The 20,114-nt window shown below is 68.7% G+C and carries 21 protein-coding genes and 2 pseudogenes; 16 read left to right on the forward strand and 7 right to left on the reverse strand.

Annotated elements, in window-relative coordinates; translation table 11 throughout:
• Window positions 1-14: 14 nt before the first annotated feature.
• From AC07AZ_RS30645 to AC07AZ_RS30665, 5 genes are all read right to left on the reverse strand, one after another.
• The gene (locus AC07AZ_RS30645) at window positions 15-923 is read right to left on the reverse strand and encodes an alpha/beta fold hydrolase (protein ID WP_478853472.1); all 909 of its coding nucleotides are present in this window, start codon (window positions 921-923) and stop codon (window positions 15-17) included.
• 417 nt (window positions 924-1,340) lie between these two features.
• Window positions 1,341-1,478, reverse strand: a complete 138-nt coding sequence (locus AC07AZ_RS30650; RefSeq protein WP_478853474.1) for a hypothetical protein — start codon at window positions 1,476-1,478, stop codon at window positions 1,341-1,343.
• Window positions 1,479-1,695: 217 nt separating this feature from the next.
• On the reverse strand, window positions 1,696-2,637 hold the full coding sequence (locus AC07AZ_RS30655; RefSeq protein ID WP_478853476.1) for an NmrA/HSCARG family protein: 942 nt from the start codon (window positions 2,635-2,637) through the stop codon (window positions 1,696-1,698).
• Window positions 2,638-2,663: 26 nt separating this feature from the next.
• On the reverse strand, window positions 2,664-3,728 hold the full coding sequence (locus AC07AZ_RS30660) for an alkene reductase (RefSeq protein ID WP_478853478.1): 1,065 nt from the start codon (window positions 3,726-3,728) through the stop codon (window positions 2,664-2,666).
• Between the two features lie 41 nt (window positions 3,729-3,769).
• Window positions 3,770-4,711: an alpha/beta hydrolase gene (locus AC07AZ_RS30665; protein WP_478853480.1), complete on the reverse strand. Its 942-nt coding sequence runs from the start codon at window positions 4,709-4,711 to the stop codon at window positions 3,770-3,772.
• A 44-nt stretch (window positions 4,712-4,755) separates the two neighbouring features.
• On the opposite strand from AC07AZ_RS30665, the gene AC07AZ_RS30670 reads away from it, so the two are divergent.
• A complete protein-coding gene (locus tag AC07AZ_RS30670; protein ID WP_382155457.1) occupies window positions 4,756-4,881 on the forward strand; it encodes a hypothetical protein in 126 nt (41 codons plus the stop codon).
• A 167-nt stretch (window positions 4,882-5,048) separates the two neighbouring features.
• Here the strand turns inward: AC07AZ_RS30670 and AC07AZ_RS30675 are convergent, their stop codons facing one another.
• Window positions 5,049-5,591, reverse strand: a complete 543-nt coding sequence (locus tag AC07AZ_RS30675; protein WP_478853483.1) for a transposase — start codon at window positions 5,589-5,591, stop codon at window positions 5,049-5,051.
• Window positions 5,592-5,664: 73 nt separating this feature from the next.
• Here AC07AZ_RS30675 and AC07AZ_RS30680 point away from each other — a divergent pair, with 73 nt between their 5' ends.
• Both AC07AZ_RS30680 and AC07AZ_RS30685 read left to right on the forward strand, forming a co-directional pair.
• Window positions 5,665-5,937 carry a Smr/MutS family protein gene (locus AC07AZ_RS30680; RefSeq protein ID WP_478853485.1) on the forward strand — a complete coding sequence of 91 codons (273 nt, stop codon included), beginning with the start codon at window positions 5,665-5,667 and terminating at the stop codon, window positions 5,935-5,937.
• Window positions 5,938-6,308: 371 nt separating this feature from the next.
• Entirely contained in the window at window positions 6,309-7,253 is a 945-nt protein-coding gene (locus tag AC07AZ_RS30685) for a CPBP family intramembrane glutamic endopeptidase (protein WP_478853487.1), read from the forward strand.
• 49 nt (window positions 7,254-7,302) lie between these two features.
• On the opposite strand, the pseudogene AC07AZ_RS30690 reads toward AC07AZ_RS30685, so the two are convergent.
• Window positions 7,303-7,435: pseudogene (locus AC07AZ_RS30690) on the reverse strand (molybdopterin cofactor-binding domain-containing protein); the annotation flags it as partial.
• A gap of 401 nt (window positions 7,436-7,836) precedes the next feature.
• On the opposite strand from AC07AZ_RS30690, the pseudogene AC07AZ_RS30695 reads away from it, so the two are divergent.
• The 13 genes and pseudogenes from AC07AZ_RS30695 to AC07AZ_RS30755 form a co-directional block, all read left to right on the forward strand.
• Window positions 7,837-8,052, forward strand: a pseudogene (locus AC07AZ_RS30695) (transposase); the annotation flags it as partial.
• Window positions 8,053-8,199: 147 nt separating this feature from the next.
• On the forward strand, window positions 8,200-9,024 hold the full coding sequence (locus AC07AZ_RS30700; protein ID WP_478853610.1) for a helix-turn-helix transcriptional regulator: 825 nt from the start codon (window positions 8,200-8,202) through the stop codon (window positions 9,022-9,024).
• A gap of 194 nt (window positions 9,025-9,218) precedes the next feature.
• On the forward strand, window positions 9,219-10,133 hold the full coding sequence (locus tag AC07AZ_RS30705) for an NADP-dependent oxidoreductase (RefSeq protein WP_478853489.1): 915 nt from the start codon (window positions 9,219-9,221) through the stop codon (window positions 10,131-10,133).
• Window positions 10,134-10,477: 344 nt separating this feature from the next.
• Window positions 10,478-11,122, forward strand: coding sequence for an isochorismatase family protein (locus AC07AZ_RS30710; RefSeq protein WP_478853491.1), 645 nt, complete (start codon window positions 10,478-10,480; stop codon window positions 11,120-11,122).
• Between the two features lie 85 nt (window positions 11,123-11,207).
• Window positions 11,208-11,960, forward strand: a complete 753-nt coding sequence (locus tag AC07AZ_RS30715) for an SDR family NAD(P)-dependent oxidoreductase (protein ID WP_051745869.1) — start codon at window positions 11,208-11,210, stop codon at window positions 11,958-11,960.
• A 47-nt stretch (window positions 11,961-12,007) separates the two neighbouring features.
• Window positions 12,008-13,357, forward strand: coding sequence for an FAD-binding oxidoreductase (locus AC07AZ_RS30720; protein WP_478853493.1), 1,350 nt, complete (start codon window positions 12,008-12,010; stop codon window positions 13,355-13,357).
• A gap of 21 nt (window positions 13,358-13,378) precedes the next feature.
• Window positions 13,379-14,473 carry a hypothetical protein gene (locus AC07AZ_RS30725; protein WP_478853495.1) on the forward strand — a complete coding sequence of 365 codons (1,095 nt, stop codon included), beginning with the start codon at window positions 13,379-13,381 and terminating at the stop codon, window positions 14,471-14,473.
• Window positions 14,474-14,522: 49 nt separating this feature from the next.
• Complete coding sequence (locus tag AC07AZ_RS30730; protein ID WP_478853497.1) at window positions 14,523-15,695, forward strand: DUF5624 domain-containing protein; 1,173 nt, start codon at window positions 14,523-14,525, stop codon at window positions 15,693-15,695.
• 61 nt (window positions 15,696-15,756) lie between these two features.
• Window positions 15,757-16,617 carry an alpha/beta fold hydrolase gene (locus AC07AZ_RS30735; protein WP_478853499.1) on the forward strand — a complete coding sequence of 287 codons (861 nt, stop codon included), beginning with the start codon at window positions 15,757-15,759 and terminating at the stop codon, window positions 16,615-16,617.
• A 226-nt stretch (window positions 16,618-16,843) separates the two neighbouring features.
• Entirely contained in the window at window positions 16,844-17,398 is a 555-nt protein-coding gene (locus AC07AZ_RS30740; protein WP_478853501.1) for a cupin domain-containing protein, read from the forward strand.
• A 156-nt stretch (window positions 17,399-17,554) separates the two neighbouring features.
• Window positions 17,555-18,433: an LLM class flavin-dependent oxidoreductase gene (locus AC07AZ_RS30745; RefSeq protein WP_478853503.1), complete on the forward strand. Its 879-nt coding sequence runs from the start codon at window positions 17,555-17,557 to the stop codon at window positions 18,431-18,433.
• 362 nt (window positions 18,434-18,795) lie between these two features.
• Window positions 18,796-19,071, forward strand: a complete 276-nt coding sequence (locus tag AC07AZ_RS30750; protein WP_478853505.1) for a hypothetical protein — start codon at window positions 18,796-18,798, stop codon at window positions 19,069-19,071.
• 87 nt (window positions 19,072-19,158) lie between these two features.
• The gene (locus AC07AZ_RS30755; protein WP_478853507.1) at window positions 19,159-20,103 is read left to right on the forward strand and encodes an NADP-dependent oxidoreductase; all 945 of its coding nucleotides are present in this window, start codon (window positions 19,159-19,161) and stop codon (window positions 20,101-20,103) included.
• Window positions 20,104-20,114 lie beyond the last annotated feature (11 nt).

The raw sequence follows: 20,114 nt of genomic DNA on the forward strand, positions 1-20,114 counted from the left end.
GTGCCGCATTGGACTCACCCGGGCGTTCCATGTCCACCGCAGGCGAGCGGGGTAGCCAGGAAGGCGAGCAGCTCGCGGGCGAAGGCCTCGGGGCGTTCCTCGGGCACGAAGTGGCCACTGCCCGCAATCACCGCACCGGTCAGGTGCGGCGCGACCGTGTCCAGGCTGTCGGCGAGTCGGCTGCCTGAGCTGTGCTCGCCGCCGACGGCGAGTACGGGCATGGGAAGGGTTGCTCCGGTTTCGCGCCAGGCCCGGTTGACGCGGCCGTCCTCAAGGAGGGTGCGGTAGTGCGCGAAGCCGGCGCGCAGGGCCTCGTGTCCGCGGTAGGAGGAGGCGACGGTGGCGACCTCTTCCGGCGGGAAGGTTCCGGGTACCGCGGACAACCAGTTGAACCACCAGGTGAGGAAGTCGCGCTCGCGGCCTTCGAGGAGCAGCTCGGGTAGTTCTTCGGTCATGAAGAGGCCGAAGTGGAACAGACCGCCGGAGGCCACGTCCATCGCCTGCTCCAGGCCGAAGCCGGGCAGGGCGAGTTCGACGAGGACGAGGTGTTCGACTTCCTCGGGGTGGCGGCGGGCGTAGGCGAAGCCCACCATGCCACCGATGTCGTGCCCGACGACGTGTACGCCGCCGTGGATGCCGAGCTGTGCGAGGAGTTCGCGCATGTCCTCTGCCTGTGTGTCCTTGTCGTATCCGCTCGGGGGACGGTCGGAGGCACCCAGGCCGCGCAGGTCGGGAGCGACGACGCGGTAACCGTGCGCGGCGAGGGCCGGCATGAGGTGTCGCCAGGCCCGCCATGTCTGGGGCCAGCCGTGCAGAAGGAGTACGGGTGCACCGGTCCCGCCGACCACGGCATGCAGCCGGGTGCCGTTCGCAGTGACGGTGATGTTCTCGAATCCGTCGGGGAGAGGCGTTTCGTCGCTCATGGGATCACCTGGGGCTGGGTAGAGGAGAACGACCAGGAACGTCTGTCCGTGAGGGCCGGCGGAGCCGGCGGCGAGCTCGGCCAGTACCTGGTCGGTGGAGGTGACGCGGGCTCCGGTGCGCGCGGCGACACGACGGATGCGGGCATCGTTGGATGGTCGGCGTTGCCGAGGGCGGGGCGGACAGGGGCAGTTCGCCGTGCCGCCTTTGTGGCCGGTGAGAAGCAGGACGCTGCGCTGGGGAGGGATGGGCTGGGACGGTACAGCCGGTGCCGTTGTGCCCGGGGGTGCTGCCCGGCCCCAGCGCACGCAGTGGTCAGGTCTTGCGTGCGAGGGCTTCGCGGACTGCGGGTACGCCTTCGGCGGCGAACGCGCTGATCTGTCGGGTGTGGTCTCGTTCGGGCCAGATGACGAAACCGTTCATCCCGACGGCAGGATGTCGCCCCGGGTCCTGCCGGCGGGCACGCGGGCCGTCCGGGTTCCCGGGTCGACGTGGACGGGTGCGTCGATGAGCGGACGCAGCACCAGCGAACCGTTCAGCGCGGCACTCCGGCCCATCGCGTGGCCGGTGGTGTTCAGCAGCAGCGGCCGCCGCCGGGCGTGCGGCGGCGCGGACGTCGTCGATCGAGCGGGCGGTGAACGCCCCGGCCGGATCGACCGGGGCGTTGAGCTGGAAGGAGGAGTCCGCTTACGCGTGGCCGGGGGTTCCGAGTGGACTGGACAGGCTGCTGTCGTCGCTGGTCATGAATACTCCTCTGAGTCGCCGAGTGGCCGGTCAGGCTTCGAGTTCGGCACGATGTGCGGCCAGGAAGTCGGTCAGGCTCACCGGATCCGGGTTGAACGCGCGCGTCGCTTCGCGCTCACGCAGGCCGCGGTAGGACCCGGAGAACTCCGCGTAGTACTGGAACATGTTTCCCAGCTCGTCGGCGCCGGGGAAGCCGAGGCCGCGGAACTGGTCGTGGCTGGGCGGGCGGTAGGCCACCGGCTCACCGAGCACCGTGCTCAGCGCTGCCGCCATCTGCTCGCCGGTCAGGTGCTCGCCGGCCACGGGGACGGTGGCGCCGATCGTCTCCGACGGCCGCCGCAGCACGCGCAGCACCGCCTGGCCGATGTCGTCGGAGGCGATGCCCGTGACGGCCGTGTCACCGAGGGGGAGGTGCAGGGCGAGCGTTCCGTCGGGGTCGCGTTGCGGTCTGGCGAGGGTGAGCAGGTTGTCCCAGAAGAAGGACAGCAACAGGTACGTCGTGGGCAGTCCCGACTTGGCGAACAGAGCGTCGGCGGCCCCGCCCTTCACGTCGAAGTGCGGCACCCGGTAACCGTCGCCGATGAACGGCATCCGGTCGTCGGCTGCCGCGATCGCCTCCCGCGTGTCCTCCAGCGTCGACCAGATGACATGACGCAGACCGGCTGCCTGGGCCGCGCTGATGAGGTTCTCGACCTCGGCCAGTTCCCGCGCGGGCGAGCGGTGCTCCCAGTACGGCGTGACGAGGAACGCACCGTACGCCCCGTCGAACGCCCGGCGCAGGCTGCCCTCGTCGCTGAGGCTCGCCTCCACCACATGGGCGCCGAGTCCCGCCAGGATCTGTGCCTTCGGCGACGCGGCGTCGCGCGTCACCGCCCGTACGGTGAAGGCGCCGTCGGCCAGCAGCGCACGCGCGACCGCACCTCCCTGGGTGCCGGTCGCACCGAGGACCGTGACCACGTTGTCGTGTGACATCGGAATTCTCCTGTCGGAAGTGCTTGTCAGACCAACGTCGCGGCGAGGGCGGGGTAGTCGGTGTAGCCGTGGTGGTCGCCGCCGTAGAAGGTGGCCGGGTCGGCCTGGTTGAGCGGTGCGCCGGAGCGGATGCGGGCCGGGAGGTCGGGGTTGGCCAGTGCCGTGGTGCCGACCGTGATGACGTCGGCCAGGCCGGCGTCGAGGTCGGCGACGCGCGTGTCGATGTCGGTTCCCGCGCGGTTGAGGAGCAGGGCCGTCGGCCACAGCTGGCGCAGTTCGCGCAGGAGTTCCTCGTCGCCGCCGTGGATCAGGTGGAGGTAGGCGAGGTTCAGTGGTGCCAGGGCCGTGACGAGTGCCGGGTACAGGTCGCGGGTGTCGTGTTCGGCGATGTCGTTGAAGGGGTTGCCCGGGGAGAGGCGCAGACCGGTGCGTTCGGCGCCGATCTCGTCGGCCACCGCGGAGGCGACCTCGACCGCGAAGCGGATGCGGTTTTCGAGCGAGCCCCCGTAGCGGTCGGTGCGCTGGTTGGTGTTGCCGGCGAGGAACTGGTGGACGAGGTAGCCGTTGGCTCCGTGGATCTCGACGCCGTCGAAGCCGGCTGCGATGGCGGCTGAGGCCGCGTGGCGGAATTCGTCGACCACGTCGGCGACTTCGTTGATGTCCAGGGCCCGGGGGGTGGGCATGTCCTGCAGACCGGAGGTGGTGAACATCGCGCCCTTGGGCTGGATGGCCGAAGGGGCGACGGGCCGGCGGTGGTGGGGGGTGTTGTCGGGGTGGGAGATGCGGCCCGTGTGCATGAGCTGGACGACTATGCGCCCGCCGGCGGAGTGCACGGCGCTGGTGATCTCCTGCCAGCCGGCGATGTGTGCCTCGGTGTAGATCCCGGGGGTCAGCAGGTAGCCCTGGCCGTCGGCGGAGGGCTGGGTGCCTTCGGTGATGATGAGGGCCATCGACGCGCGCTGACGGTAGTACGCGCGGTTGAGGTCGGTGGGGACGCCGTCCGGCCGGGAGCGGTCACGCGTCATCGGAGCCATGGCGAGGCGGTGCGGCAGCTCGATGGCGCCGACAGTGATGGGGGTCCAGAGAGTCATTTCATTTCTTTCCGTGCAGTGGATGGCTCGGTGGTCGCGGCTCAGATCGACCTCAGCACCCGGACGCGGTCGGCGATGGCACGCCGTGCGACGTCGGAGGTGAAGGCGAGGGAGTCGAACTCGTGCGGGACGCCGGGGTGCAGGTGGAACTCCACCGGTACGCCGGCGCGGCTGAGCTTGGTGGCGTAGGCGGTGTCTTCGTCGCGGAACAGGTCGAGCTGGCCGACCTCGATGTAGGCCGGCGGCAGGCCGGTGGCGTCTTCGAGCCGGGCCGGGGCCGCCGTGGCCGGGACGTCGGACCCTCCGACGGCGTCGCCGAGGAAAGTCCGCCATCCGGTGACAAGGTCGCCGTAGTTGTAGATGAAGGGCGCGAGGTGGGGGTCGGGGGCGCCGGTGCGGTCGTCGAGCATCGGCATGATGAGGATCTGGCGGGCGATCTTCGGGCCGCCGCGCTCTCGCGTCAGGATTGCCACGGCCGCGGCCAGGCCGCCGCCGGCGCTGTCGCCCATCACGCCGATCCGGCCGGGGTCGACGCCGAGCTCCGCGGCGTGCTCGTGCAGCCAGCGCAGCGCCGCGTAGCCGTCTTCGATCGGGGTCGGGTAGGGGTGCTCGGGGGCGCGGCGGTACTCGACCGACAGCATCGGCACGCCGCTGGCGGAGACGTAGCGGGCGAGAGTGCCGTCGAAGTGGTCGATGTGGCCGAAGAAGTATCCGCCACCGTGGAAGTACACCACCGCCGGACCCGGGGTCGCGCCCTCCTTGGTGTACCAGCGCATCTGGATCCGGGCGGCGTCGTCTGTGGTGGCGTAGCTGTCGCTCATCCGGACGTCTTCGGGGAAGGGCTGGGCGGTGCTGGAGGCTGCGAGGATCGGCTCCCAGAAGGCTCGCCGCCCCTCGACGTCGTCACGTGGGGGCTGGAATGCGTCGGTTCCGCCCATCTGGGCCAGGGCGTCGGCTACTTCCGGGTCGAATTCGAGTGTCATGACCTCGGTCTTTCGCTGCGTGGGGTGAGTGGCAGAACGGGCTGATGGCTGGCCGAGCAGTCGCGGGCCACCGCCAGCGGCACTCGCTGCGCCACATCAACGCGCAGCTCACCGGAGTCGATCAGCGCCACCAGCCGCGACAACTGCTCGGCGTCGCCGCGTTCGACTGATCAAGCATGTCGTCGACCGGAATCCGGATGAAGGTCCTGCTTAACCACGGACATGTTGTCCGTGGTTGAGCATGCGACGTGGCAGAGATGGACGGGGGGCGGCGAGACGGCGGACCACCGAGCACCGCGGCATCCGGGAAGCCCGACGGGCTACTTCCGCACGGCGGTCAGGAGATGGGGTTTCTCATGGCTCGGGGAGCCGGGCGTCGCGGAGAAGACGAGCTCGATCCGGGCGCCATCCAGGGGCCGCCCGTCGCCCAGCACCACAGCGACGCGAATCTCGGCTCCATCAGGTGCGCGTTCGACATCGGCTCCGCCGCCGGCGTTTCGACGTCGACGGTATCCTGGGCGGCGAGCGGATGGTGCCTGCACACCACGCTGCGGCCCTGCGTGCGGTGGGTCTTGTCGTGTAACAGGTCGCGGACCTGCTGTGTCGTGCCGTCGGCTTCCCGCTTCGCGAAGTAGTCGTAGACGGTCTTGCATGGGGGGAAGTCGTGCGGCAGGTACTCCCACGGGATCCCGGTGCGGTTGACGTAGAGGATGACATTGACGATCTCTCGCAGATCGTGCACCCGGACCGCAGCGCCCGGCCCAGTCCGTCTCGCCCGCCAGGCAGTGAAAACCGGCTCGAGCAAAGCCCACCGGGCGTCAGACACATCACTGCGACAAGAATGACGCACGCTCACGCCGGACCTAACGACCGCCAGCACCCGTCGTCACAAAATCATTCCTAACTACCCACTACAGTACCTAGATCAGGTTCTCTTAAGGAGACAGACAAGAGTGATCACCGTCGACCTGCATCCCATCTTCAAGAACAATCGTGATATTGAGCTGACGTTGCGACAGACACTCTTCAAAGCGGTGCATACGGGCGAGGATGCCGTGCAGTTCATTCCGGGCAAAGGATCGGGGCAGCTTAAGCAGCGGGTGCTGGCATTCCTCGCGCAGAAGCACATCAAAAAGCTGTACCACGCTGTGGAAACCCCCCCAGGCAACAGCGGCCGGATCATCGTTCGCATGGCTGCGCCCAGGTCACGCTCCGCTGCCCCCTAGACGACGAGGAAGACCGTGACTGGAGCACGGGGTAAGGGAGTCGCTACCAGTAGGCCGCAGCCCCTGCGTCGGGGCTGCGGCCTCACCGAGAGCCGTCGGCGGGCCCACCGCAGAGCGGGATCGGAGGACGACGCCGCGATCGCGGCGGACTGCCTGGCTGGGCCCCGGCCGTCAAAGAGGATGACGACCCGGCCGCCTGGCTGATGACCTGCCCAGCCGACAGAGGCAGGCCGGGGCGCGACGGACGCACGGCGGACAGTTCCGGTACAGCCTGCTGTACCAACGCTCAGGGCGCCCACGGCAATGACCCGCGGACGCGGCGCTGATGTGCTGAACACCGTCACGTCAGCCGCAGCCGGAGGGACAACACGGTGAGCACCCAGGCACCCGTCACCAGCGACATCCAACCCGCCGAGCGCGGGCCGAACGCCCTCGCCGGCCTCCGGGGAAGTATCGGCCGCCGCCCCTTGACCTGGTTCTTCTCGCTGGCCTACCTGCTGAGCTGGCTGGCCTGGACACCGTACGTCCTGTCGGGGAACGGCTTGGGTGTCCTCCACTTCTCCTTCCCCGGGGCCGGCGGCACGAGCGAGCTCTTGGGCGTTCTGCCCGGTGCCTATCTAGGCCCGATCATGTCGGCATTCCTGGTCACCGTGGGCTCCGAGGGCCGTACCGGACTGCGGACCTGGGTCGGACGAATGACCAAGCTGCGGGTCGGCTGGCGCTGGTACGCCGCTGTACTGCTGTCGGTACCCGCCGCACTGATCCTGACCTCGTCCGCGCTGGCAGGGCGCGGACCCGTCCTGCCGTCCGCCGCGGTGCTGGCCGCCTACCTGCCGGGGCTCGTCCTGCAGATGATCACCACAGGTTTGGCCGAGGAGCCCGGCTGGCGCGAGTTCGCCATGCCCCGCCTCCAGCAACGCCACGGCCCTGTGGTCGGCACCCTCATCCTCGGCCCGCTGTGGGGTGCCTGGCACCTGCCGCTGTTTCTGACCGAGTGGGGCAACTGGATGGGCGGGTCCTGGATCGGGCCGGTGGAGTTCATCGCCACCGCGATGGCGATCAGCTTTGTCATGACGTGGGTCTTCAACCGCACCGGCGAGAGTCTGCCGTTGGCCATGCTGCTACACACCAGTGTCAACAACTTCATCTCCCTGGCGTGGTCGTCGATGTTCCCGTCCCTGTCCCAGGGGAAGGCCGCGCACGCCATTCTGTTCAGCTTCACCGCGGCGGCCCTCGTTCTGCTGGTCACCACCCGCGGTCGGCTCGGCTGCCCGCCCTCTCCCCCTACGGGCGGACAGCCGGGCTCGACAGCCTGACCGCGGCGGTGCGCGCCGCCCTCGGCTCACCTCTGCAGGATCGCACGCACGGGTTGACGATCCGGCCCGCCGCGAACGTCCCGAATCCGCCGTACCCGGAACTCGCCGGTGGTGACGTCGACCGCGACCTCGGCGAACTGCGCGCCGAAGGAGTACCGCTCCTTGCTCGTCAGCCTGCCGATGGAGGCCGACGCGCTGGCATCGGCCAGCCTGTACGGGCTGGCCGATGCCAGCGCGGTGTGGACATCGCCCGATTCCTCGAATCAGACAACACCAAGATCGAACCAGCGTGTTGATTCCCGGCAAGCCCTAAAGCGCCTACGGCTGCCGGGAGTCGGAGTTTTTCGTAGTCCGGTGAGCCGGGTACGGCGGAGAAGACCAGCAGCTCCTGAACCTGGTCGGGGCTGCGTGACGCCTGCCGAAGAACTGGCAGGTCGGCGCAATCCACCGTACCGGAAAAGGCCTTGCGTGCAGCCGGATCACCTTAACTTGATCTTTAATCTGTGCGGCGTGGTCGTGAGGTGGGGCCTTGCTCCTTGATATACGAGACACCGGATGCCGAGGATCCGATGACGGACATCTCGTGGTCCTCAAGAACTACCCGCCGCAGTTCAGGGCGGACGCTGTCGCGCTGTACAGGTCGCGGCCCGAGGCGACGATCCGGCAGGTCACTGCCGATGTGGGAATCAATCCCGAGACCTTGCGGAAGTGGGTCCGGGCAACCGGCGCGAGCCGGCCGCGGGGACGCCGGGCGGAGGTGCCGACCCAGCCGCCGACACCGTTGGAGACGGAGGACGCCGCTCTGTGCAAGAAGACGTTGTGTGACGACAAGCGACTCAGCCCCCCATCGCGTGGTTTGCCACGGACAACTTGTCCGTGGATAAGTACGGCCTTCATCCGGGTTGTGGTTCACGCGATGCTTGATCAGTCGACACGGGAGGTTGAGATGGACCGGGCATTGTTGGCCGACTTTCTCCGGGCACGCCGGGAGGTGCTGCAACCGGAGGATGTCGGGCTTCCCCGCGGCTCGCGGCGTCGTACCGGTGGGCTCAGGCGTGAGGAGGTGGCCGCGCTGGCCGGCATGTCGGTTGACTACTACAGTCGGATCGAGCAGCAGCGTGGCCCGATGCCGTCCGAGCAGGTGCTCGCCGCACTCGCCCGGGGACTGCATCTCAGCCTCAGTGAGCGGGACTACCTCTTCGACCTCGCCGGGCACCCTGCGCCGCGGCGGGTACTGCGCGAAGATCACGTCAGCCCGACCATGATGCGCATCGTGGAGCGGCTTTCGGACACACCCGCTTTGGTGATGTCCCGGTTCGGTGAGACCCTGCTGCAGACCCGCCCGGCGGTTGCCCTGCTGGGTGATTACACCCGGTTCAGCGGAATGTCCCGCTACCTGGTCTACCGCTGGTTCACCGACCCGGAGCAACGCAGCCTCTACCCCGTCGAGGACCACGCCCTGCGCGGCAGGGTCTTCACCGTGGACATCCGGGCGGCGCACACGGCAGACCCTACGGGCAGGGCCGGCGACATCGTCGCGGCACTGCTGGAGGTCAGTCCGGAATTCGCCGACCTCTGGCAGTTGCACGAGGTGGACGTCACCCACCACAACGACCTCAAACGCTACCTGCATCCGGAGCTGGGCGAGCTGGAGCTGTACTGCCAGCGCCTGGTGGACCCCGACCAGGTTCAGGAGCTGCTGGTCTTCTCCGCCGTACCCGGCTCACCGGACTACGAAAAACTCCAACTCCTGGCAGCCGTAGGCGCTTAAGCCTCGTCGGCTGTCGGTCGGCGCACACATCCACGGCACCGATTCGCATATGCGGCAAATTACAAGGCTCCGCAGATCCAGATCGGGCACGCGCCCATCCAGGCACTTGGCCAGCCACGTAATCGGTGCTGCGTTCTATGTGCCCAGCCACTCGACCAGTGCCACCAGCTCAACCCTTCGAAGGAGACACAGTCATGAAGGCCATCGTTTTCGACACGTTCGGCGGCACCGAGGTCCTGCACGAGGCGGAGATCGAGGTGCCCCAGCCCGGGCCCGGTCAGGTCCGTGTCCGTGTCCGTGCCATAGGCGTCAACCCCGTCGACGGAAAGATCCGCTCCGGGACCATGGAGGCCATCTTTCCCACCACACTGCCCGCCGTCCCCGGCGGGGAGATCGCCGGGGTCGTCGACGCCCTCGGCGAAGGCGTCGACCTGTTCAAGGTGGGCGACGAGGTGCTGGGCTGGTCCGACACCGGCGCCTACGCCCAGTACGCGCTCGCCAGTGCGGCCGTTCTCGCCCTCAAGCCGGCCGGCCTGGACTGGACGCACGCGGCCGCGTTGCCGGTGGCGAGCGACGGCGCCGAACGGGTCCTGGACCTGCTCGATGTCAAGGCCGGCGAGACCCTGCTGATCCACGGCGCGTCCGGCGCGCTCGGCACCATCGCCGTCCAACTCGCCGTCGCCCGCGGCGCCCACGTCATCGGCACCGCCGGCCCGGCCAACCAGGAGTACGTGACCTCGCTCGGCGCCACCGCGCTGGTCTACGGAGAAAACCTGGTCGAGCGGGTCCGTGCAGCCGCCCCGAGCGGCGTGGACGCCGTGTTCGACGCTGCGGGCAAGGGCGCGCTGGAGGACTCCATCACCCTGCGCGGCGGCACCGACCGGATCGTCACGACCGCCGACTTCCGGGCCCGCGAACTCGGTGTCGTCTTCGCCGAGGGCCCGGCGCGGCGCTCGGCCGCCCGGCTGGCGGAACTCGCCCAGCAGGCCGCCGACGGCGCACTGGTGACCACGGTCGGCGCGACCTACCCGCTCGCCGACGCGGCCAAGGCCCAGCAGACCAGCGACGCCGGCCACAACCGCGGAAAGCTCGTCCTCACCGTCGACTGACCCCCTCTCCCACGAGCCGGCCCGTGGCCGCGCTGACATCGTCACCGTCGGCGCGCTCGCGCCGGCCCATCCCGACCTGGCCGAGCGGGTACGTTCCGGGGCACCGCTGAAGACGCCCGATCCGGCCGCCTTCTCCAGCGGCGGCGCAACCGGGTACATCGACTGTCCCGCCCGCCACGACGCCTGAACAGAAGGATGCCCGACCCCACCTCCGGGCCCCCAGCACGGCGCGCGACGGCACCTTCGTCAGTGACCAAGCGGTCAGCAGTGCGCCAGGGCACCTGCCCACCGCTGCGCGATCAACGCGCCGCTGTCCTCCTCTTCGATCAGAAAGAAGTCTCGTCATGACTCCTGAGCCCCTCACCCCCGCCAACACCACCGTCGTTCTCGTCGACTACGCCGTCGGTTTCGCGAACCTTCTGCGCTCCCACAACCTCGCCGAACACACCAACAACGTCGTGGGCCTGGCGAAGACGGCGAAGTGGTACGAAAGCGGTCTGGTCGTGACCAACGGCCAGTCGAGCAAGCCGTCCGGCCCGCTGTACCCGGAGCTGTTGGAGGCCATCGATGACCAGCCGGTCATCGAGCGTGCCGTCGACTTCAACTCCTTCCTGGACGAGTCGTTCGCCCAGGCGGTCCGGGCGGAAGGCCGGGAGAACCTGGTGATCGGCGGCATAGCCACGGACGGATGCGTGCTGCAGACGGTGCTGGGCGGCATGCGCGAGGGCTACCGCGTGCACGTGGCCGTCGACGCCTGCGGCAGCCCCTCGCTCGAGGGACACAACGCGGCGGTGCAGCGCATGGTCCAGGCCGGCGCGGTACCGGTCACCTGGTTCTCCCTGGCCGCCGAGTTCCAGCTCGATCCCAAGTTCCACGACGCCCCGCACCGCATGCGGCTGATGCAGGAGAACGTGCCGTCCATGGGCATGAGTGCCCTGACCTTCTTCCACGCCCTCGAACTGGGCAAGCGCGCTGCCACGGCCGTCTGAACCCCTGGGGGGCGGGCTCCGGCCCGCCCCCCATTCCCACCCGGCGGGGCCCACCCCCCCCGCCTTCAGGAAAGGCATCTCGCCGGTGAACGACATACAGGGGAACGTGCCGCTGTCCGGCCGGACCGTCGTGGTGGCGGGCGCGACCGGCGGCATCGGAGAGGGGATGACTCTCGCACTGCTGCGCCAGGGAGCCACCGTCGTAGCTACCGGCCGCAGCGAGGAACGACTGGCCGGCCTCGTGGCCTACGCCAAGGACGCCGGTGAGGGCACCTTGATCACCCACACGGTCGATGTCGGTGACGCGGACAGCGAGTCGGTGCGCGCCCAACTGTCCGCGTACGGTGCGCTGGACGGTGCCGTCATCACTATCGGCGACTGGGGCAGCCCGGAGCGCACCGGCATCCTCGAGACATCCGACGCCGAGTGGCAGTCGATGATCGCGTCGAACCTGACGAGTCATTTTCACGCGTTGCGAGCGCTCACCCCGCTGCTGTCCCGGGACGGTGCCCTGGTGCATCTGAGCGGGTTCAGCGCGGAGATCCCCTACCCGTTCGCTGCACTCGTGGGCGCGACCAACGCGGCGAAGAAGTCGCTGGTGAGCTCCCTCACGGCGGAACTGGGCGGCGCCGGTCCCCGTGTCCACGAGCTGATCATCGGGCCCATCCGCACCCGCCCGCGTGCCGCGATCGGAGCAGACAGCCCCGCTTGGTTCAGTGCCGAGGACCTCGGCCGGCACGCGGGCCGCCTCATCGCCGGCGACGGCTCACACACCAAAGACCCGCTCCAGTACCTGGTGACCCGCGCCCACGGTGTACGGACCACACCGCCGAAGTGACGGATGCACGCAAGCCCCTTCATCCACACGGACAACGCGGAGCACCGATGGAGACCCCCGCCGGCCCACCGCCTGCACCCAAGCACACATTTCCCGAGAGCCTTGCCACGGTCACCATCCGGCCCGGCGACCGTGACTACGACGCCGTACGGCACACCTACACCCGCCTCGGATCCCCAGCTGCCGTGATCCGCGTCCGCGACCACCAAGACATAGCGGACACGCTGGCTCATGCCCGCACCACCGGGGTTACCGTGACCGCACGTAGCGGCGGCCACGGCATCAGCGGCCGTTCCACCAACGACCAAGGCATGGTCATCGACCTGTCCCGGATCAACACCGTGGAAATCCTCGACAGCCGGTCCGGCCTGGTACGCGTGGAAGCGGGAGCCCGTTGGGGAGACGTCGCCGCAGCACTCGCACCCCACGGCCTGGGGCTGTCCTCCGGAGACACAGGAGACGTCGGGGTCGGCGGACTGGCCACCGCCGGCGGTATCGGCCTCATGTCCCGTCTGCACGGTCTGACCATCGATCACATGCGTGCCGCCGAACTCGTCCTGGCCGATGGGTCTCTCATCCGCACCGACCCCGAACACCGCCCGGACCTCTTCTGGGCCGTGCGCGGGGCGGGAACCAACTTCGGGGTGGCGACGGCCTTCGAGTTCCAGGCTCAGCCGGTGCGCGATGTGATCGTCGCCATGACCGTCTACGACGCCGCCGACACCGCCGCGTTCCTCACCCGGTGGGCGGCAGCAGTGGAGGCGGCCCCCCGCTCGCTCACCAGTTTCCTGACGCTCGTCGCAGGTCCCGGCGGGAGAGCAGCTGTGGCCCAGGCGATGACCGTGTACGCCGGCACCGACGCGACGCAGGCCCGCGCGGCTCTCGCCCCCCTGTTGTCGGCCGGGCCGGTACTGCGCAACCACGCAACCGTCACTCCCTACCACCGGCTGCTGCCCGCCGGACACGAGCCGCAGCACGCGCAGCAACCGCTCACCGTGTCGCGCTCCGGACTCCTGGACCACATCACCCCGCCCGCCGCCGAGAGCATGGCAGCGCTCATGAAGGCGGCCGGCATGGTGCAGCTGCGCTCGGTCGGCGCAGCGGTCAACGACACACCGCCCACCGCCATGGCCTACTCGCATCGCACCCAGAACTTCTCCCTGATGGCCGCCACCGTGCCCGCACTGCGCGACGGCCTCGACGAGCACTGGGAACGGCTCCAGCCGCATGTGAACGGGCTCTACCTGAGCTTTGAAACACGTACTGGGCGGAGACAACTGCAGGACGCCTTTCCCGGCCAGGTACTCGACCGGCTGATCTCACTCAAGGCGCAGTACGACCCCGACCACGTCTTCGACAACAACTTTGCTCTGCCGTCGGTGCCGTTCCCGCACTGAAACCGAGGAGATGATCACCCGATGCCCAGCACACACCTGACCGAAATCCAGTCCGTCCCCACCTCCGGTGCACGAGGCGTCGAGCCCTTCGACCTGGACGGCATGCATCTGCTCGCCATACCGCAGCTCGCCTATGACATGCCGGACACCCCGGCGGACATGAACGGAGGAGACAGCGACACGGATTTGCTGTTGCTCAAGCGAGGGGAGCGAGGATACGAGCCGTTCCAGCGCGTACCGGCGCCTGGCGGCGAGGACGCGGAGTTCTTCCGTATCGGCGACCGTGCCTTCCTGGCCGTGGCCAGCATCCGTACGGGCAACGGCCCGTACCGGTATGCCACCTCGTCCCATGTCCTCGAATGGGACGGCACCTCCTTCGCCGAGTTCCAGTCCTTCGACAGTTTCGCCGCCAAGCAGTGGAGGCACTTCACGATCGAGGACCGGCACTTCCTGGCCCTCGCCCAGGGGGTCGTCCTTCCGGAACAGGAGGCCGACAACCGGCCTTCGCAGATCTTCCTCTGGGACGGTGAACGCTTCGCCCACTTCCAGGACATCGACTCGCGGTGGGCCTACAACTGGCACGCCTTCACCGTCGACGGTCACCATTTCCTGGCGCACGCCGAGCACGTGGGCCCGTCGGTGCTCTACCGCTTCGACGGTGAGGAGTTCCGGCCCCAGCAGGAGCTGGCCGACCGGCACGGCCGCGCGTTCGCACACTTCACCGCAGACGGCGCATTCTTCCTGCTGGTCGCCCGCCTGCAGAGCGACTCGCAGCTGCTGCGCTGGGACGGCACCCGTTTCGTTGTCCATCAGACGCTGCACGGACCGGGAGCACGTGAGTTCGCCGTCGTGCCAGGTCCGGACGGGACCGTGTACATCGTCCGCGTGAACTTCGTGCTGGGCACACCGGCAGAACCAACCACCGACCTCGACTCCGAGATCTACCAGTGGCGAGACGGGCAGCTGGTGCAGACGGAGACCTTCCCCACGACGGGTGCCACCGACGCCGCCACTCTCCACGACGACGAAGAGGGTCTGCTCATCGCCGTCTCCCACAGCCTCACCGCCGACGTGCGCTTCGCAGCCCGCACGGTCCTCTACCGCTTCACCCTCTGAGTTCCCCGATTCCTGTGCCCGCTCCTCCACTCAGCGACAAGGAACGTCCATGACCGCCAACGAAAGCCCCGAGCTCGTCGACCTGTTCACCACCTACACGGCCGGTCCCACCAGCATCGGCTCCCACCTCACCCGTACCGCCGCCTCCGACACGGCCGACGCGCCACTGATCGTCGCCACCGGCACCGACTTCGCGCTCTACCCCGGCGGCGGGAAGCCCCCCACGGTCGAGGGCTTCCGCTTCTCCACCAAGGGCTTCAAGGAACTCGCCGGGATCTCCCACCTCGGCCCCGCCCTCGCCACCCTGGTGCAGCTGCGGAAGAAGTACGGCGCCCCCGGCTGGCGCGCGGACGCGGAGCGGCTTCTGACCCAGGTGCGGCGCAGCCGGGAGGCGAACAGCACCGAGTTGTGGCGCGACACCATCGCGGTCGAGACCTACCGCGGCCGTGAGCAGGCCATCACCGACATGGCCGACTACACCTTCGCCGTCACCGACCGCTTCCTCAGCGCGGCTCTCGACGACGAGAGCCGTCTCGACGCCGCCACCCTGCGCGGCGAGTACCTGGAAAAGGGCAGTGCCGAAGGGCACGGAACCATCATTCACATGATGATCGCCACGTTCTTCCTCACCGGGTTGGACATCTCACACCGAATCATCAGCTGGTTCCGTGAGCAGGAGATCGACTGGAGCCGGGCCATGGCGGTCATCGCCGGCAAGCAGGGGCGTCCCACCGCCGGTGTCACCTGGAACACCTCCAGCGTCGCCACCATGCTCCTGGGCGCCTCCAACTACCAACTGCCTCTCGAACGCCTCTACATGGCACCCCACGCGCCCACCTTCACCACGCCGCCCAACGGTGACCTGTCCGAGGTGGCAGCTCTGGAAGAGCCGCTGCGCCAGATCTGGTCCAACACCCGCGCCACCGTGAAACTCGGCGATCTGATGTTCCCCGGACTGCCCCGCTACACCCCCGGACACCTCACCCTCCCAGACATCTCCGACCCGTCCGTCAACGAGATAAGCGAGATGCCCGTCATTCACGGCGCGGACGACTGGCGCGCCATGACCACCCGCCTGCGCATGGTGCTGGAGGACCCGAGGCAGCTGCTGTCCGGCTCGGTCACCGACTTCGCCGTCAGCCAGCTCGTCGCCGCCGACAACGATCCGGCCAAGGTGACCGTACCCGGCCTGGACAACGTCACCTACCCGACCGGCCTGTGAACACCGCAAGCGGAAGGTCCCGTGCCGCGGTACCTTCCGCCCGAAACCAGGAGCACAACACATGCCCCCGTTGACCTTCGACCAAGCCCACCATCTCGACGTGGACGGCGGCCGGATCGCCTACTACGAGACGGGCACCGGCCACCACCCCGTCGTATGGGTGCACGGCCTGCCCCTGGACTCCCGCTCCTGGACCGCCCAACAGGAGTTCTTCGACCCTCACACCCACAACGTCTTCCTCGATCTACGCGGCTACGGGGCTTCCGACAAACTGCCCCCCGCCGTGGACAGCGTCACCGCGCTGTACACCGCCGACCTCGCCGCCCTCATCACCCACCTCGGCCTGCAGAGCCCCACAGTGATCGGTTTCGCCTCCGCAGGGCACGTCGCCCTGAGATTCGCCGCTCAACACCCCCAGCTGCTGGGCAAGCTGGCCGTCCTCAACGGCTCACCCAAGTTCCGTCGCAGCGACGACTGGCCGTACGGCTTCGACGACATCGGCATCGCCCACTTCACCGATGCCGCCCGTGACAACGGAATCGCGGGAATCACCGACGCAGTCCTCGACCCGGGCCTGGTCTTCGCCGATATCGGCCCTGACCGTGCCGCGGAGCTCGGCTCGTGGTTCCGCGACATGAGCCACAACGCGGGCGTTGCGACCCTGCTCGGCTTCTTCGACAACATCTCGCTCGACGACGACCGTCATCTGCTGCCCGCCATCACGGTCCCCACCCTGGTGATGAGCAGCACGATCGGCCAGGAGGTACCTGCGAGCGTCTCCCTCTACCTCCGCCGGACCATCCCACATGCGCGTCTGGCCGAGCTCCCCGGCGCCGACCACTTCGCCTTCGCCACGCGCCCTGACCTCGTCAACTCCCTACTGCTCTCTTTCATCGACGATCGCCCCGTACCCGGCCCGTGATCAGTGACCGCTGGTCCGCCTGCGGTCTTCGTCGAGGCCGGCTCCGCGGAGGCCTTCCGCAACGAGGATCTTGCCTCCCGTCTGTGGGTTTGCGGCGTGCATGCCGAACTCGACGTCCGGGCCGGCGGTTTCCACATCTTCGACGGCATGCCACCCCCGCTGCTGCCCGCTCGGCACCGGATCCTGCCGCCCGCTCCGTCTGGGGGCGTCGCAACCTGGATGTCTGATGTCCGGACACTCGCCGATGCCCATGCCCGCCTACGAGTGGCGGGCCGAACCAGTTTCCCCGCCGACCTCCAAGAACGGACTTCTCATGACGATGGCCTATCTGGCGCAGCCCGAGCAGCAGCAGAAGCTCGAATGGCTCGACGGGGGAACGTTCTCCGTGCTGCTCGACAAGGAAGCCACCGAGGGCAAGCTGACCGTGGGCCGCTTCGACGTCGCCAAGGGCGAAGCCCCGCCGTTGCACCTGCACACCCGCGAGGACGAGGTGTTCATGCTGATCAAGGGCACGGCCCTGGTCTGGTCCGGGGAGGAGGAACACGAACTGCGCGAGGGCGGGATCGTGTACCTGCCCCGCAACGTCCCGCACGCCTACCGCATCACCTCCGACCGCGCAGACCTCCTGATGATCGCCACACCCGGCGGCATCGAGGGCATGTTCCGCCACGCCGGACGCGACCTCACCACCCCACGCCCCGACGGCTTCGAGATCCCCAAGTCCCTCCTGGCGGAAGCATCCGAACTCTACGGCGGCGTCATCCTCGGCCCGCCACGCTGAACCGCTCACGGACCCGAGCACCCGTGCCGGAACAGCGCCCCCCTGGCTGCCGCCCGGTCCCGAAGGCACTGCCTCCGAGGCGACGGCGGGCCCGCTTTCCCCCTTCCGACCACCGCGGCCGACGTCGAGCAAGCGCCGGTCGCTCAGGAGACTTTCATGCCCCTCCCTGTCCTGTTCGGCGCAAACGTAGAGCCAAGTGCCCTCCCCGTCGGCCGCTCCAGTGAGCAGGCACTACTCATCGACAGTCTCGGCCTTGACCTTCTCACCATCCAGGACCATCCGTATCAAGCGGCGTTCGACGACACCTGGACACTGCTCACCTTCCTGGCCGCGCGGACGCGACATGTCACGCTCGTCCCGACGGTCAGTTCCCTGCCGTTGCGTCCGCCGGCGGTGCTGGCGAAGGCTGTGGCGACCTTGGACAGACTGACCGGCTCCCGGGTCCAGCTCGGCCTGGGTGCCGGCGCTTTCTGGGAAGCCGTCGAGGCCATGGGCGGCTCCCGTCGCACGCCCAGAGAGGCCGTCGAGGCACTTGAAGAGGCGATCACCGTCATCCGGGCCATGTGGAGTGGCGAGCGCAGTGTGCGCACGCACGGCGCGCACTACTCGCTGGCGGGCGTCCACCCCGGTCCGGCGCCGAGCCCCGGTCTGGGGCTGTGGCTGGGCTCGTACGGGCCCCGCATGCTGGCTCTGACCGGTGCGAAGGCGGACGGCTGGCTTCCCTCGCATGCCTACCTCGGACTCGACGCACTGCCCACGGCTGTCCGCCGCATCGACGACGCAGCTCTGGCGGCGGGCCGCGATCCGGACACGATCCGCCGGGTCTACAACATCGCCGGTGTCATCCAACCGGAGTCGGCCGGCCCGTTCCAGGGGCCCGCCGCCCAGTGGGCCGAGCACCTTGTCGCGCTCGTGCGCACCGTCGGGATGAACGGTTTCGTCATCTGGCCCGAACGAGACCACACCCGACAGATCAGCGCGTTCGCCGCCGAAGTCGTACCCGCAGTCCGCGAAGCCCTCGCACGCAAGACCTGACCACTGCGTGCGCTCGGGCCGGGCAGCACCCCCGGCACAACGGCACCGGCTGTACCCGTCCCAGCCCATCCCTCCCCAGCGCAGCGTCTTGCTTCTCACCGGCCACCGCTCTTCGCCGAGATCGTCGTGCGGCCGCTCGACGCTGCCCAGTCCGACGCTCTGCTCACAGCGCGAGGCGTCGCCTCGGAGCACCGCAGCGCTCCGGATGACGTGGAACGAACATCCGGTGCTGTGTGACGACAGGCGGGTCGTCTCTCCTGCATCGCATGGTTTGCCACGGACAACTTGTCCGTGGATAAGGACGGCCTTCATCCGGATTCTGGTTCACGCGATGCTTGGTCAGTCGAGCACGGGAGGACGAGATGAATCGGGTACTGCCGGCCGACTTTCTTCGGGTGTGCCGGGAGGTGCTGCAGCCGGAGGACGTCGGACTTCCCCGCGGCCGGACCACGCTGCTACGCGATCCGGCTGCAGTAATCGACCGACATACCAGCCAGCTCGGCCATTCCCTCGAGTTCAACTCGTACTGCCAACGGCTGGTTGATCCGGAGCAGGGCCAGAAACTGTTGATCTTCTCCACCGTGCCCGGCTCACCGAGCCACGAAAAGCTCCGGTCCCTGGCATCCGCAGGCGCCTAACCTCGCCGGCTGCCGGTCGGCTCACACATCGAAGTTGGTGCTTCGAAAGCGCAGCACCTCAGGTATATCGCGAGACAAGGGTTTCCCATGAAGGCAGTGCGTTTCCACGAGTACGGCGACCCGAGCGTCCTGCGTTACGAGGACGTCGAGCAGCCCGTTCCCGGCGTCGGGCAGGTTCTGGTGCGGGTCGCCGCGACATCGTTCAACGGTGTCGACGGCAACATCCGCGGGGGCTTCATGCAGGGCCCCATCCCGGTGACGTTGCCGCACACTCCCGGCATCGACGTCTCCGGCACGGTCGAAGCGCTGGGTGAGGACGTGGCCGATCTCGAAATCGGCGACCAGGTCGTCGGCTTCCTGCCGATGACGGGCGACGGCGCGGCCGCGGAGTACGTGGTGGCTCCGGCCGGGATTCTGACGGCGGCGCCCCGGAGCATCCCACTGCCGGACGCCGCAGCGCTGCCGTTGGTGGGTCTCACCGCCTGGCAGGCCCTGTTCGATCACGCGAAGCTGGCGCCGGGGCAGCGCGTGCTCATCAACGGCGCGGGCGGAGCGGTCGGCGGCTACGCCGTGCAGCTGGCCAAGAACGCCGGCGCGTACGTGATCGCCACGGCCGGCCCGCGCAGCAGCCAGCAGGTCAAGACCGCGGGTGCCGACGAGGTCGTCGACCACACCGCCACCGAGGTGACCGCGGCGGTGACCGAGCCGGTCGACGTCGTGCTCAACCTCGCGCCGATCGAACCGGCGCAGTTGGCCGCGCTGCCCGCCCTGATCCGTTCCGGTGGGGTGCTGGTGAACACCACGGTGTGGATGCCCGCGCCCAGCGACGACCAACGCGGCGTGCGCGGCATCGACCTGTTCGTCAACAGCGACGCCGAACAGCTGTCGCGGCTGGTGGCACTGGTCGACTCCGGCGAGCTGCGCGTCGACGTCGCGCAGCGGGTGCCGCTGGCGCAGCTGCCGGCAGTCCACGCCCAGGCCGCCACGGGTGAGCTGCACGGCAAGGTCGTCATCGTCGCGCCCGCCGCCTGACACCGATCGGC

Source organism: Streptomyces sp. NPDC043878, from assembly GCF_056435735.1.

Bases quoted from the DNA above. Each gene is read 5' to 3' on its own strand.
- AC07AZ_RS30645 (WP_478853472.1), bottom strand. From the start codon at position 923: ATGAGCGACGAAACGCCTCTCCCCGACGGATTCGAGAACATCACCGTC.
- AC07AZ_RS30650 (WP_478853474.1), bottom strand. From the start codon at position 1,478: ATGGGCCGGAGTGCCGCGCTGAACGGTTCGCTGGTGCTGCGTCCGCTC.
- AC07AZ_RS30655 (WP_478853476.1), bottom strand. From the start codon at position 2,637: ATGTCACACGACAACGTGGTCACGGTCCTCGGTGCGACCGGCACCCAG.
- AC07AZ_RS30660 (WP_478853478.1), bottom strand. From the start codon at position 3,728: ATGACTCTCTGGACCCCCATCACTGTCGGCGCCATCGAGCTGCCGCAC.
- AC07AZ_RS30665 (WP_478853480.1), bottom strand. From the start codon at position 4,711: ATGACACTCGAATTCGACCCGGAAGTAGCCGACGCCCTGGCCCAGATG.
- AC07AZ_RS30670 (WP_382155457.1), top strand. From the start codon at position 4,756: ATGGCTGGCCGAGCAGTCGCGGGCCACCGCCAGCGGCACTCGCTGCGC.
- AC07AZ_RS30700 (WP_478853610.1), top strand. From the start codon at position 8,200: ATGGACCGGGCATTGTTGGCCGACTTTCTCCGGGCACGCCGGGAGGTG.
- AC07AZ_RS30705 (WP_478853489.1), top strand. From the start codon at position 9,219: ATGAAGGCCATCGTTTTCGACACGTTCGGCGGCACCGAGGTCCTGCAC.
- AC07AZ_RS30710 (WP_478853491.1), top strand. From the start codon at position 10,478: ATGACTCCTGAGCCCCTCACCCCCGCCAACACCACCGTCGTTCTCGTC.
- AC07AZ_RS30720 (WP_478853493.1), top strand. From the start codon at position 12,008: ATGGAGACCCCCGCCGGCCCACCGCCTGCACCCAAGCACACATTTCCC.
- AC07AZ_RS30725 (WP_478853495.1), top strand. From the start codon at position 13,379: ATGCCCAGCACACACCTGACCGAAATCCAGTCCGTCCCCACCTCCGGT.
- AC07AZ_RS30730 (WP_478853497.1), top strand. From the start codon at position 14,523: ATGACCGCCAACGAAAGCCCCGAGCTCGTCGACCTGTTCACCACCTAC.
- AC07AZ_RS30735 (WP_478853499.1), top strand. From the start codon at position 15,757: ATGCCCCCGTTGACCTTCGACCAAGCCCACCATCTCGACGTGGACGGC.
- AC07AZ_RS30740 (WP_478853501.1), top strand. From the start codon at position 16,844: ATGTCCGGACACTCGCCGATGCCCATGCCCGCCTACGAGTGGCGGGCC.
- AC07AZ_RS30745 (WP_478853503.1), top strand. From the start codon at position 17,555: ATGCCCCTCCCTGTCCTGTTCGGCGCAAACGTAGAGCCAAGTGCCCTC.
- AC07AZ_RS30750 (WP_478853505.1), top strand. From the start codon at position 18,796: ATGAATCGGGTACTGCCGGCCGACTTTCTTCGGGTGTGCCGGGAGGTG.
- AC07AZ_RS30755 (WP_478853507.1), top strand. From the start codon at position 19,159: ATGAAGGCAGTGCGTTTCCACGAGTACGGCGACCCGAGCGTCCTGCGT.